Annotated in this window: 11 protein-coding genes; 6 read left to right on the top strand and 5 right to left on the bottom strand. The window is 52.9% G+C overall.

The annotated features are described in order from the left end of the window. Positions 1–47: 47 nt before the first annotated feature. The gene (gene recQ / locus ABDW36_RS13860; protein ID WP_343702507.1) at positions 48–2,213 is read right to left on the bottom strand and encodes a DNA helicase RecQ; all 2,166 of its coding nucleotides are present in this window, start codon (positions 2,211–2,213) and stop codon (positions 48–50) included. A gap of 128 nt (positions 2,214–2,341) precedes the next feature. Between recQ and ABDW36_RS13865 the strand changes: the two genes are divergently transcribed. Continuing rightward, positions 2,342–2,734, top strand: a complete 393-nt coding sequence (locus ABDW36_RS13865; RefSeq protein WP_343702508.1) for a VOC family protein — start codon at positions 2,342–2,344, stop codon at positions 2,732–2,734. A gap of 225 nt (positions 2,735–2,959) precedes the next feature. Beyond that, positions 2,960–3,652 carry an alpha/beta hydrolase gene (locus ABDW36_RS13870; protein WP_343702509.1) on the top strand — a complete coding sequence of 231 codons (693 nt, stop codon included), beginning with the start codon at positions 2,960–2,962 and terminating at the stop codon, positions 3,650–3,652. Positions 3,653–3,658: 6 nt separating this feature from the next. On the opposite strand, the gene ABDW36_RS13875 is transcribed toward ABDW36_RS13870, so the two are convergent. From ABDW36_RS13875 to ABDW36_RS13885, 3 genes are all read right to left on the bottom strand, one after another. Continuing rightward, a complete protein-coding gene (locus tag ABDW36_RS13875) occupies positions 3,659–4,135 on the bottom strand; it encodes a DUF4920 domain-containing protein (RefSeq protein WP_343702510.1) in 477 nt (158 codons plus the stop codon). Positions 4,136–4,303: 168 nt separating this feature from the next. Further along, a complete protein-coding gene (locus ABDW36_RS13880; protein WP_343702511.1) occupies positions 4,304–5,005 on the bottom strand; it encodes a LytTR family DNA-binding domain-containing protein in 702 nt (233 codons plus the stop codon). Positions 5,006–5,021: 16 nt separating this feature from the next. Beyond that, the gene (locus ABDW36_RS13885; protein ID WP_343702512.1) at positions 5,022–6,530 is read right to left on the bottom strand and encodes a histidine kinase; all 1,509 of its coding nucleotides are present in this window, start codon (positions 6,528–6,530) and stop codon (positions 5,022–5,024) included. Positions 6,531–6,661: 131 nt separating this feature from the next. On the opposite strand from ABDW36_RS13885, the gene ABDW36_RS13890 reads away from it, so the two are divergent. Together ABDW36_RS13890 and ABDW36_RS13895 are read left to right on the top strand one after the other, a co-directional pair. Continuing rightward, positions 6,662–7,540 carry a carbon-nitrogen hydrolase gene (locus tag ABDW36_RS13890; RefSeq protein WP_343702513.1) on the top strand — a complete coding sequence of 293 codons (879 nt, stop codon included), beginning with the start codon at positions 6,662–6,664 and terminating at the stop codon, positions 7,538–7,540. Then, positions 7,537–8,583 (top strand): agmatine deiminase family protein, encoded by a 1,047-nt coding sequence (locus ABDW36_RS13895; RefSeq protein WP_343702514.1) that lies wholly within the window; start codon positions 7,537–7,539, stop codon positions 8,581–8,583. Before ABDW36_RS13890 ends, ABDW36_RS13895 begins: the two co-directional genes overlap by 4 nt. Before the next feature lie 266 nt (positions 8,584–8,849). On the opposite strand, the gene ABDW36_RS13900 is transcribed toward ABDW36_RS13895, so the two are convergent. Further along, complete coding sequence (locus ABDW36_RS13900) at positions 8,850–11,012, bottom strand: catalase (RefSeq protein ID WP_343702515.1); 2,163 nt, start codon at positions 11,010–11,012, stop codon at positions 8,850–8,852. 210 nt (positions 11,013–11,222) lie between these two features. Between ABDW36_RS13900 and ABDW36_RS13905 the strand changes: the two genes are divergently transcribed. Next, positions 11,223–11,423 (top strand): hypothetical protein, encoded by a 201-nt coding sequence (locus ABDW36_RS13905; protein WP_343702516.1) that lies wholly within the window; start codon positions 11,223–11,225, stop codon positions 11,421–11,423. 208 nt (positions 11,424–11,631) lie between these two features. After that, positions 11,632–12,507, top strand: coding sequence for an acyl-CoA desaturase (locus ABDW36_RS13910; protein WP_343702517.1), 876 nt, complete (start codon positions 11,632–11,634; stop codon positions 12,505–12,507). Positions 12,508–12,518: the final 11 nt, after the last annotated feature.

Raw genomic sequence — 12,518 nt, forward strand, 5'->3', positions numbered from 1 at the left:
CAAAAACGTGGAAGCATAGAACAAAGTAAGCAAAAATCCCAATAATATCAACTCTGTTCCTGCAGCCAGAAGTAGTAATTGAGCACGGCCCGTATTTCCCCGTAGGTAATATCGTTGCCCAGTTTTTCCTTGATGGGGCCTATGGCGTAGCCTCCCATGGTTTCCACGGTTTTGAGGATGGCGGCCACACGCTGTTCGTCAGGCACCAGTTCCCGCACGTCCAGCTCGCCCTTACGCACAAAGCCGGCCAGGTGGCTTTCTATGGTGCTGACGGAGAGGCTGCGCTGGGCCGCAATTTCTTCAATGGCATACCCGTCCATAAACAGCTCCAGGGACTGGCGCTGGCTGCCGCCCGCATCGGGCCGGGCTTTGCGGCTGCGCTGCCGGCCGGGGGCCTTCAGGTGCATTTGAGACTGGAGGCGGTGGCGGATGCAGAAGGTTTGCACCGCGTCAAGGAACACGTCTCCATATTTGGCCAGCTTCACATCACCGAAGCCGGAAATTTTGGCCAGGTCAGTACCGGTGAGCGGCAGGTAGGTAACCAGCTCCGCCAGGGTGGCGTCTGAAAAGATGATGTAAGGCGGTACGTTCTCCTGCTCTGCCAGCTGGCGGCGGAGCTGCTTCAGCTCCTGGAACAGGGCGGGATTAGACATTTCCGCCGCTTTTTTGTCAGGCGCCGCTTTACCCGCGGCGGCCGGCGCCGCCACGTCAAACATCACCCGCTCCTCTCCTTTCAGTACGTTCCAGCTGGTGCCGGTCAGCTGCAGCACGGGGTACTCCCCGCCGGATTGCTGCAGGTAGCCCAGCTGCATCAGCTCCCGCCCGTATTTTTTCCATTGTTCCTTTGAAATGTCTTTGCCTATGCCGAAAGTTTTGATAGACTGATGCGCCTCCCTGACGGTGGTGCTGCCTCTCAGGAAGTCTACCACGTAGTTCATCCCGAACCTTTCCTGCAGGCGGTATACGGCGCTGAGCATTTTTTGCGCGGCAATGGTGCCGTCTTCCCGTTCTATCTGCCCCTGGCAGATATCGCAGTTGCCGCAATGGTCAGGCGCGTCTTCCCCGAAATATTGCAACAGGTATTGGCGGCGGCACCGGCGGGTTTCACAGAGGCCCGCCATCTGCTCCAGCTTTTTGAGCATCACGGCGGTTTGCGCTTCATTGCCTTCTACCGTGGCAAAATTGCGGAGCTTGTATACGTCACCCGCGCTGAAAAAGAGAATGGCCTCACTGGCCAGCCCGTCTCGCCCAGCGCGGCCCGTTTCCTGGTAATAACCTTCTATGTTCTTGGGCAGGTCTGCATGCACTACAAACCGCACATTGCTTTTGTTGATGCCCATGCCAAAGGCAATGGTGGCTACCATGATGCGCACCTCATCCCGCAGGAACTGCTCCTGCCGCGCTTCCCTCACATCACGCTCCAGGCCGGCATGGTAGGCAGCGGCGGAAAAACCCTCCGCCTGCAGGTCTGCCGCCAGTGACTCCGTAGCCGCGCGGGAAAGGCAGTAAATGATGCCGCTGTCTTCCCGGTGCTCCTGGAGGTAAGCCGTAAGCTGTTCAAAATAGTTCCGCTTGGGGCGGATGCCGTAATAGATATTGGGGCGGTTGAAAGAGTTTTCGAATACGGTGTATTGCCGCAGGTTCAGCTTCTCCAGGATGTCTTGCCGTGTAACGCCGTCTGCCGTGGCTGTGAGCGCAATTACCGGCACATGCGGAAAGCGGTCTTTCAGCTGGCCAAGGTAGAGATATTCCTGCCTGAAATCGTGCCCCCAGTGGCTGATGCAGTGGGCTTCGTCTATCGCAAAGAGAGACACCTGCAGCTCTTCCAGCAATTGCAGGAAGTTGCCCTCGCCAATGAGGCGCTCCGGGGCCAGGTATAGTAATTTGAGCTGTCCGCTGCGGAGCATCTGCACTACCGTTTGCTGTTCTGCCATGGAGAGCGTGGAGTTGAGGTAGGCTGCGGGGATGCCGTTCTGTTTCAGCGCGTCTACCTGGTCTTTCATGAGGGCAATGAGTGGAGACACTACAATGGTAACGCCCTGCAGCGCAAGCGCAGGCAACTGGTAGCAAACAGACTTGCCGCCGCCCGTTGGCATCAGCACCAGGGTATCTTTCCCCTGTAGCACATTTTCAATAATAGCCTGTTGGTTATGCCTGAAATGCGTGTAGCCGAAATGTTGTTTTAACAGAGTTAACAATGATGATTGTTGCATGCTCAAAAACTTGTATTAGCCCCCGGCAAATATACGGGATAAGGGAACAGGTAAAGGAACATTTTTAGTATATTTATCGCAGCGTCATTTACAACTGTACACTTTTAACCCGAAACTTTATTGTGTTTATGAAACTGTTATCACCAATCCCCCAGTTAACGGCTCCGTCATTAAAGGACACCGTGGATTTTTATGTGTCTGTGCTTGATTTCACCTGCAACACGCTGGATGAAGAATGGAAGATAGCGCGCATTAAAAAAGACAAGGTAACGGTAGAGCTGGTACATCCGCAAGCCCGCTTTCCGTACAACAGCGGAGAACCTTTTAACGCTCCTGTTTTTACCAGCGGCATTTACATTCACCTGGATGAAGGCAAAGGTATTGACGAGTTGTGGGAGAAGGTGAAAGACAAGGCGGAAATATGTTTTCCCGTGCAGGATTTTGATGACGGCATGCGCGAGTTCGGTATATACGATAACAATGGCTACCTGCTGCAGTTCGGCCAGGAGATCCCGGCATAAAAAAACCGCAGCGTGGGCAACGCTGCGGATATTATCCTTTTAACTCACTTTTCCTGCTGCGCATGAGGGTTTTCGAGGACAATGCGTTCAAATGAAAATACTTTATATATTTTCAGAATATCGTAATTAAAGGTATTGGAATGGATGGCAGGTGTATATCGTCCTATAAATATAGTCTAATTTGCTGAAACAAACGCCGAACTTTTTAAAAACCCCATGGAACAGATGAAACCGGCCTTACTGTTGTTACATGGCGCTCTGGGCGCACACACGGATTTTGACCCCATTGTACCTGCGCTGGCCGCGCATTATACCATTTACCGTTTCAATTTTCACGGCCATGGCGGCGCGCCGCTGCCGGTAATGCCGTTGAGCATCCCCATGTTTACCAGCCAGTTGCTGGATTTTATCGGGGAACAAAAGCTGGCGCCCGTAGCTGTATTCGGTTACAGCATGGGCGGCTATGTAGCGCTGCAGGCCGCGCTGGAAGCCCCCGAAGCCTTCAGCCGTATCCAGACCCTGGCCACCAAGTTCAACTGGACGCCGGAAACCGCCGCCAAAGAAGCCCGGCTGCTCAATGCCGCCGCGCTGCGCCAGAAAGCGCCAGCGTACGCCGCCGCGCAACAGCAGTTGCATGGGGAGCAGGAATGGGAGCCCCTGCTGGAGGCCACGGCCATTATGATGGAAAACCTGGGCAGCGAGCCTCTCCTCACCGCAGATACCCTGAAAAACATAACAGTACCGGTACGGATAATGGTGGGAGACCGTGACGCCATGGTGAGCATAGAGGAAACAACGGCAGCCTACCGGCAGTTGCCGCAGGCCTCGTTAACGGTGCTGCCAGATACCAAACATCCGCTGGAAAAGGTAAACAGTGCTGTACTCATCTGGGAGATCAGGTCTTTTATGACGGTATGATCAGCATCATCTTACCACCAGCACCCCGTCTGCCACAATCACGATATCTTTTTTGGGCGCGTTGATCTTTGCGATCTCTTCCTTGCTTTTGCCGGCATCTTCAGCAAAATGGCGCAGGCGCTCTACAGAAGTTTCATTCACCCTGGCTACGCCTTCCACTACTACTGTTTTGCCAACAATATCCTGGGGCATAAAAAATGCATAGTCGGTAAACTTCACCATAATGGCGTCGCCCGTGGGCCTTTCCAACTTCATGAAGCAGCCTTTCTTTTTGCACACCTCCACTACCTTTCCTTCAATTTTACCGGTAAAGGCCGTGTCTGCCTGCAATTTCTGCTGCAGTTCGGGAATGGCCACCGCTTGCTCCGCGGTAACGGATTTGCCGTAGGTAACGCCCGGTTTGGCGGGTTCAATGGAAGACTGTGCATATGTGGCCGCGGCAGCAAACAAACCGGCTGCCAGCAACAGGATGGATTTTGTCATTGTCGGTTTAGATTTAAGTTCAAAGATACAGCATTCTGCAGGCGGCGGCAATAGAAGAAATTTTTAAATTATAGTTAGATATAATATATCTTTACCGCAGATTTAAGTGTTGACCGAATACACTTTACAGGAAACGGGCTTGCTTTCTGGCGACGCCCGTTTTTTTTGTTACACGGCATCGGGCGCTGCGCCGGCAATACGCGCCACCGCCTCCCCGTAAGCCGCGCCAATAGGTATCACCGCCTGGCGGATGTACACGCAGGTACGGTCTATCCGGTCTACCTGGTGGTTGGCCACAATAAAAGAACGGTGCACACGGGTGAACTGGGCTGTGGGCAACAATGCCAGCGCCTCCTGCATGGAGAGGCGGGAAATCACTTTTTTGTCTTTCAGCACAAAGTTCACATAGTTGCCTGCGCTTTCCAGGTAGAGCACCTCAGCCAGTTCTACTTTATATTGTTCATACCCGCTCTTGATGAAGATATAGTCCTGCTGGGGCCGCTCCTGCCGCAACAGCAAAAGGCTGTGCGCCTTATTGCAGGCCTTCAGAAAACGCGCGAGGGAAAAGGGTTTCAGCAGGTAGTCAATAGCGTCCAGCTCAAAGCTCTGCACCGCATGCTCCGAATAGGCGGTAGTGAAAACCGTCATGGGCGGCTCATGCAGGCTGGCCAGGAATTCCAGGCCTGAAATATCAGGCATTTTAATGTCAAGGAAAATGAGGTCTATTTTCTCCCGGCGCAGCAGCTCCATGGCCTCAAAGGCATTGGTGAAAACGCCCTTCAGCTCAAGGTAAGGCACCTTGGCGGCATGCGCCTCTATCACGGAAAGGGCAACGGGCTCGTCATCAATGGCAATGGCTGTCATTTTCATATTTACAAGGTACGCTTTATTGGGTGTCTATGGTCAGGTGCACAAAAAACTCGGTGTTCGTTTCCCGGATGCTCAGCTCATGCTTGCCAGGGTAGAGCAACGCCAGGCGCCGCCGTACATTGTTCAGGCCAATGCCAAGGCTGGCCTTCTCCGGATCATTCTCCAGCTTGGGATGCACGCTGTTGTACGCGTCAAAATAAATATGGCGCTGGCTGCAGGAGAGAGATACCACTATCCAGGAACGGCTGCGCAAACTGATGCCGTGCTTGAAGGCGTTTTCCACAAATGGGATCAGCAGCATGGGCGCAATAAAATGATCACAATGCTCTTCCCGGATGTTCACTTCAATTTTAATGTCAGGGGATGCCTGTGTGCGCAGGCGCTGCAGGGATATATAATTCTGCAGGTAACCTACTTCCTTGCTCAGCTCTATTTTTTCCTGGTGGTTCTCGTGCAGCATGAAGCGCATCATGTCTCCCAGCTTCTGCACCCCTTCGCTGGTGCGGGGCGCGTTTTCCTGCAGGGCCGTTCCGTACAGGGTGTTGAGCGCATTGAAAAGAAAATGAGGGTTGATCTGGGAGCGCAGAAAGTCCAGATTGGCGGAAGAACGACCCAGCGCTTTCTCCAGGTTCAACACCTCATTCTTTTGTTTCATTCTGATCCTTGACAGGATAAAGGCAAGCGGCAGCACAAACAGCACCTCGCCGAATATGGTAACGGTGACCACCACGCTCATGTCATTGATGCGTGTGGTGGTTGCTATGATAATGGTAGACAACCCGCAGAAAAAGATCATGATCAGCAGCAGGTTGCGCCAGAGGAGCGGCCATCGCTGCTCTTTCCGGTGGTAGGGAGGGAATATGAAATAGTACAGGATGATGTAAACCATCAGGTAGTTGAGCCCTGTCCAGAACACAGCGCTGAAGGCCGCGTAGCGGTTGTCTTGCGTGAGCATCACCAGCCATACCACCCAGGCCGCCAGCATGAGAACGATCTCTACCGTGACCTTTTTCCATACCTGCCATTCCGTGAACTGCGCATGCAGGAAACGGAAATACAGGTATTTGGCGCCGTAGTAGAGGGCGTATGCCGCAGCCATCACAATAGTGGTCACAAAAGCCCTGCCGGCACACCAGTCATGGAAATTGCCCACCGTTTTGTACCCCAGCATATACCCGTAGCGGTAGCTGTAGGCCACCATTACAAAGGTGAAAAAGCCCAGCGCCACGGCCGCCAGCTGCAGGATACCGGCCACATATTTCCGCTGCTCCATAAACGCCGGAACTATCTGCTGGTTCACGCTCACAAAACTCAGGTATACCAGGGTGGCAATGAGCACTTTGGGCATAATGAAGTGCGTGAAGTTGTCAAACGCCATATGGTTGTCTTCAAACAACCGTTCCACATGATAGCCATATGCAAAGGGCTCGGATTCATGAAAGAGGGTGGGATATAAAATAGCGAAGAGCATCATCAGGTATAACCCCGATGCCAGCCATAACTCCGCTTTCCTGATAGTATGCATGTTCGTTTCTTTCCTGCAATAATAATAAACCCTGCGTATGCCGTACGCCGAAATGGGACGGAATAGACGGAATATGGGATGAAAACACGGGTTTTTCATACCTTTGTACCCGTTCAATAACGGGCATTTCAATGGCAAAAGTAAAAGTAGGATTCGTTCAGATGAGCTGTTCTGCCAACAAGGAGCAGAACCTTTCCAAAGCCATCAGCAAAGTAAAAGAAGCCGCAGCAAAGGGCGCGCAGGTGGTATGCCTGCAGGAGCTGTTCACCTCCCTCTATTTCTGCGACGTGGAAGATTATGACAATTTCAAGCTGGCGGAGCCCATTCCCGGCCCTTCCACGGAGGCCCTTGGCAAGGTGGCCGCGGAGCTGGGCGTGGTGATCATTGCCTCCCTGTTCGAGAAGCGGGCGGAAGGACTGTATCATAACACTACCGCCGTGCTGGACGCAGACGGCAGCTACCTGGGCAAGTACCGCAAAATGCACATCCCTGATGACCCGGCGTATTACGAGAAGTTCTACTTCACGCCCGGAGACCTTGGCTACAAAGTGTTCAAAACAAAGTTCGCCACCATAGGCGTGCTCATCTGCTGGGACCAATGGTACCCCGAAGCCGCCCGCATTACGGCGCTCATGGGTGCGGAAATACTCTTCTACCCCACCGCTATTGGCTGGGCCACCAGCCAGGACGAAGCCACCAATACCGAACAGTACAACGCCTGGCAAACCATTCAGCGCAGCCATGCCGTGGCCAACGGCGTACACGTGGTAAGCGTGAACCGCGTAGGGCTGGAGCAGAACGGGCTGATGAAATTCTGGGGCGGCTCCTTCATAGCCAACCCCTTCGGCACCATCCTGTACCAGAGCAGTCATGAGGAAGAAGAAATTGTAGTGCAGGAGCTTGACCTCTCCAAAACCGACCGCTACCGTACGCACTGGCCTTTCCTGCGTGACAGGCGCATAGATTCCTATCAACCGATCACTAAAAGATACATTGACGAAGAAGCATGACGCATCCTACTCCCCAGCAACTGGGCTACTTTTTTCCTGCAGAGTTCCATCCCCATACCGCCACATGGCTGAGCTGGCCGCATAAAGAAGCGAGCTGGCCGGGGAAGATCCATACCATTTTCCCGCATTACAGCCGGTTTGTGAAGTACCTGGCAGAGAGCGAGCTGGTGCGCATCAACGTGGTTGATAGCGCCATGCAGGCCTTTGCAACAGAACACCTGCTGAAAGCGGGCGTGAACATGAACAGGGTGGAGTTTTTCGAACACCCCACCAATGACGCCTGGTGCCGTGACCATGGCCCGGCCTTTCTCATCAACCCCTCCGCCGCGGAAAAAAAGGCGGTGGTAGACTGGAACTACAACGCATGGGGTGGCAAATACCCGCCCTTTGACCTGGACGATATTATTCCTACCCGCATAGCCCAACACTTCAACCTGCCGCTGTTCAACCCCGGCATTATCATGGAAGGCGGCTCCGTGGAGTTCAACGGTAAAGGCACCATTCTGACTTCTACCTGCTGCCTGCTGAACGAGAACCGCAATCCCCACCTGAACCGGGAGCAGGTAGAAAACTATCTGCACCACTATTACGGCGCCAACCAGGTATTGTGGGTGGAAGACGGCATCGTGGGTGATGATACGGACGGGCATATTGATGACACCATCCGCTTTGTGAATGAAGACACCGTGCTTACTGTAATAGAAACAGACAAACAAGACGAGAACTACGAGCTGCTGCAGCAAAACCTCCGCCAGCTGCAACAAATGCGCCTGCTCAACGGCAAGCAGCTGAACATTGTAACGCTGCCCATGCCTGACGCGGTGGTGTTTGAAGACCAGCGTCTGCCGGCCTCTTACGCCAACTTCTACATCTGCAACAAATACGTGATAGTGCCAACCTTCCAATGCCCCAAAGACGATGAGGCCCTGGGCATCATTGCCGGTTGCTTTAAAGACCGGGAAGTGGTAGGGATAGACTCCACAGATATTATCTGGGGGCTGGGGAGTTTCCACTGCCTGAGCCAGCAGGAGCCCGCGGTGTAAAGAGATAAAATATTGAAAAACAGGCTATATGCCTGTTTTTTTTGCCCGTTTGTCCAGCTGCATATCCCAACACTGCTACCTCACTCACATTTTTGTTGCCATTTCCCCTGATGGCCGGGCCATAAGCGGCCGGCCAGGTACTTTCAATATGCCAACCTGTTGGCAGAAAGCACAACCTGCCTGCTGCCATCTTGTTCCGCATAAACACCACGGGTGCGCCTATTACAGGCACACCCGCTTTTTTATAGGATAGTGATGAAACAATGTTACGCCGGTACTCTTCTCTCCTGCTCTCTTTCCCAGAAACGGTGTTGTGCCACCGCGTTCACAAACTCGTTGGCCAGCGCAGTGGCATCAGCGCCGGTAATAACACCGGGGCCAGGCGCATTGCCGAAGTAGGTGGCTTTCAGTACCTCCATGGCATCAGCATCCGCGGCAATAGCTTTGCAATGCCGGTAGGCTTCGTTAAGAAAGTGAATGGCATCTGCATTGATGCTGAGCGCCGCCACGCTGTTTTCGCCACCGGGCACATACACGGCATCGTACAAGACGGAGGCGGCGGTGAGGAAACTTTTATCTATAGCCAGGTGGGCGCCTTTGTCTGGTTGCAGGTTGCCCAGTTTGGGCGCAATGATTTCCGCCATGGCGCCACCGGCAGTGAGGGTTTTCTTCATGGCGTCAATGCTGGCGCCGTTGGCCCCGTCTGCGGCCAATATGGCTATTTTCCGGCTTTTGATGGTGTTTTTCACGGTGTTGGCCATGCTGAGCGCTTCGGAGCGCTGTACAGACAATTTCACTTTCACCGGTTGAAAATCTTTTGGCTCCCCGTCTGCCGGAATGCTGTGGTTCACCGGTTGGTCCGGCCCGGTAGGTACCTGCATGCCCAGGTTTTTGGCCACGCTGGCGGCCAGGTTGCTATCTATCTGGGTAAGGATGCCTACCATGCGGTGACGGATGGTAATAGTGCCTACCTTGCCCAGTTCAAAGCTGAACGCGTCTATGATGTGCTGTTTTTCCGGCTCTGACTGGCTGTTGTAGAACAGGGTGGCCTGGCTGAAATGGTCGAAGAAGCTGCGGCTTCTCTCCCGTATTTTCTTTCCTTCCACTTTTTCGGGATAGGTCACAAAACCTCCATCCGCCATCTTGGCCTGGAAGGGACAGCCGCCGCCCAGGGAGTTGGGGTTGTAGTTGGCCTTGCCCCTGTTGATCTGCTGGCGCATAAAACCGTCCCGCTGATGATTATGGATGGTTTCTGTAGAGCGGTTGATGGGTATTTCATGAAAATTGGGCCCACCCAGGCGGATGAGCTGGGTATCTGTGTAAGAAAAGAGACGCCCCTGCAGCAGCGGGTCATTGGTGAAATCTATGCCGGGTACAATATGGCCGGGGTGCATGGCTACCTGCTCCGTTTCCGCAAAGAAATTATCCGGGTTGCGGTTGAGCGTGAGCTTGCCGATGCGCTGCACGGGCACCAGCTCTTCAGGAATGATCTTGGTGGGGTCCAGCAGGTCGAACTCGAATTTATGTTCATCTTCCTCCGCCACCAGTTGCACGCCCAGTTCATATTCCGGGAAGTTGCCGGTTTCGATGGCTTCCCACAGATCGCGGCGGTGAAAGTCAGGATCTTTACCGGATATTTTCTGCGCTTCGTCCCATGCCACGGAGTGCACGCCCAGCAATGGCTTCCAGTGGAACTTCACAAAGCAGCCCTTGCCTTTGGCGTTCACGAAACGGAAGGTGTGCACGCCAAAACCTTCCATCATGCGGAAGCTGCGGGGAATGGCCCGGTCGCTCATAGCCCACATGATCATGTGCGCAGATTCGGGCATCAGGGAAATGAAGTCCCAAAAGGTATCATGCGCGGTGGCGGCCTGCGGCATCTCATGGTCTTGCTCAGGCTTGGCCGCGTGAATGAGGTCAGGGAACTTCACGGCGTCCTGTATAAAGAACACGGGCATGTTATTGCCTACCAGGTCAAAGTTGCCTTCCGGCGTGTAGAATTTTACGGCAAAACCTCTCACATCGCGGGCCAGGTCTGTGGAGCCGCGGGAGCCTGCCACTGTGGAGAAACGCACAAATACCGGCGTTTCAATAGAGGGGTCAGTAAGGAAAGCGGCCCGGGTATGTTTGGCCATGGAGTTATCATATACTTTGAACACACCGTGAGCGCCTGAGCCGCGCGCATGCACAATGCGTTCCGGGATACGCTCATGGTCAAAGTGGGTGATCTTTTCACGGAGAATAAAGTCTTCCAGCAGCGAAGGCCCACGGTTGCCGGTTTTCAGGGAATTCTGGTCATCATTCACCAGCAGGCCCTGGTTGGTGGTCAGCATTTCGTTGGTGCTTTCTTCCGTGTGCGCGGCCAGCTGTTCCGTTTTTGCATTGGGTTTTGCATTGGGATTTTTTTGCCCGGGTTTTTCTTTTGCCATAACATTCTATTTTAGTCAGAAGCCCCAATGAAGGTGCCAAACCCGCTACAGTTGTTTATTTATGGGCTAAACCGGCAATTCTGTTGCAAATTGGCAGCATGTTCGTTTCCCGCTAAAAAGATCTATGTAGAAATAATTACCCACAACATTTCTTTAGGTTTTTCTGGCACGGGCATTGCCGTTTTGTTTTCGGACCAAAAATCATTCGTCATGAAAAGTATCATCATTGCAGCCTCCGTATTAGGCGCCACAGCAGCAGGTGTTTTCTGGTACATGAAAAACCGCCACCGGGCAGACGCAGCGTTGAACGACGTGAAAGAAGCTGCCAGGAATGCGTACAACAGGATGTACAAACAAGGCAAAAAAGCCGCCCGTAAAACCAATGCCATGGTGAATGAATCACTGGCATAACTTATTTATCTTCCCGCAAGTGTATATATTCAAACGGCCCTCGTGCTTTTGAACAGGGCCGTTTGTATATATATTCTTCATCTTCCCGGTACGGCAAAAGTTAAATCCATGTTAAAAAACCCCGGATCAAACGCAGGCAAGCCTTCAGCTACAATATCCGTTGACCACAATCATTGCTCATTTACAAAACAGGATTTACTTTTGACGTATGAACAACACAAAACCGACAGGTAAGGGCACTAACTGGCTCCATGAACTGGATTTTATAGGGATGCACTTTGTGCCGTTCCTGGCCTTCTTCACGCACGTAACAACATTTGACTGGATCTTGTGCGCCGCGCTGTATGTTGTGCGGATGTTTTTTGTGACAGGCGGGTACCACCGGTATTTCTCGCACCGTTCTTATAAAACCTCGCGGTTCTTCCAGTTCATACTGGCATTTGGCGCGCAAAGCAGCTTTCAGAAGGGAGCGCTCTGGTGGGCAGCCAACCACCGCGTACACCACAAGCACAGCGATACGCCGGAAGACCCCCACTCCGCCAAAATATACGGTTTCTGGCATGCACACATTGGCTGGATCATGGACAAGGAGCATAAAGAAACCCGCTATGACCTTATCAAGGATATGAAACACAAAGAGCTGTTCTGGCTCAATAAATATCATTGGGTACCACCGGTGATACTGGCCGTTGCGGTATATTTCATCGGCAACAAAGTGAACGGCGCCGGCTGGTTTGACTGGTCTGCAGGGCTTTCCACCCTCTTCATCGGTTTCTTCCTCAGCACCATCCTGCTGTTTCACGGTACCTTCACCATCAACTCCCTCATGCACACCATTGGCAGGCCCCGTTACAAAACCGGGGACGAGTCTCGCAACAGCTTCATACTGGCGCTGGTGACCCTGGGAGAAGGCTGGCATAATAATCACCACTACTACCAGAGCGCGGCCCGGCAAGGCTTTTACTGGTGGGAGATAGATATCACCTACTACATCATCCGCATGCTGGGCTGGATGGGAATTGTATGGGAGATCAGGGGCGTACCCGAAAAAGTAAAGGAAAGCAATAAAGTGATTCAGGGATAAGACCGGCCATA

The sequence above is a fragment of the Chitinophaga sp. genome, from assembly GCF_039596455.1.
Lineage (GTDB): Bacteria > Bacteroidota > Bacteroidia > Chitinophagales > Chitinophagaceae > Chitinophaga.

What these genes read in the sequence shown, in the direction of transcription:
- ABDW36_RS13910 (WP_343702517.1), top strand. Translation starts at nt 11,632, where the DNA reads ATGAACAACACAAAACCGACAGGTAAGGGCACTAACTGGCTCCATGAA.
- ABDW36_RS13880 (WP_343702511.1), bottom strand. Translation starts at nt 5,005, where the DNA reads ATGAAAATGACAGCCATTGCCATTGATGACGAGCCCGTTGCCCTTTCC.
- recQ (WP_343702507.1), bottom strand. Translation starts at nt 2,213, where the DNA reads ATGCAACAATCATCATTGTTAACTCTGTTAAAACAACATTTCGGCTAC.
- ABDW36_RS13905 (WP_343702516.1), top strand. Translation starts at nt 11,223, where the DNA reads ATGAAAAGTATCATCATTGCAGCCTCCGTATTAGGCGCCACAGCAGCA.
- ABDW36_RS13875 (WP_343702510.1), bottom strand. Translation starts at nt 4,135, where the DNA reads ATGACAAAATCCATCCTGTTGCTGGCAGCCGGTTTGTTTGCTGCCGCG.
- ABDW36_RS13870 (WP_343702509.1), top strand. Translation starts at nt 2,960, where the DNA reads ATGAAACCGGCCTTACTGTTGTTACATGGCGCTCTGGGCGCACACACG.
- ABDW36_RS13890 (WP_343702513.1), top strand. Translation starts at nt 6,662, where the DNA reads ATGGCAAAAGTAAAAGTAGGATTCGTTCAGATGAGCTGTTCTGCCAAC.
- ABDW36_RS13895 (WP_343702514.1), top strand. Translation starts at nt 7,537, where the DNA reads ATGACGCATCCTACTCCCCAGCAACTGGGCTACTTTTTTCCTGCAGAG.
- ABDW36_RS13885 (WP_343702512.1), bottom strand. Translation starts at nt 6,530, where the DNA reads ATGCATACTATCAGGAAAGCGGAGTTATGGCTGGCATCGGGGTTATAC.
- ABDW36_RS13900 (WP_343702515.1), bottom strand. Translation starts at nt 11,012, where the DNA reads ATGGCAAAAGAAAAACCCGGGCAAAAAAATCCCAATGCAAAACCCAAT.
- ABDW36_RS13865 (WP_343702508.1), top strand. Translation starts at nt 2,342, where the DNA reads ATGAAACTGTTATCACCAATCCCCCAGTTAACGGCTCCGTCATTAAAG.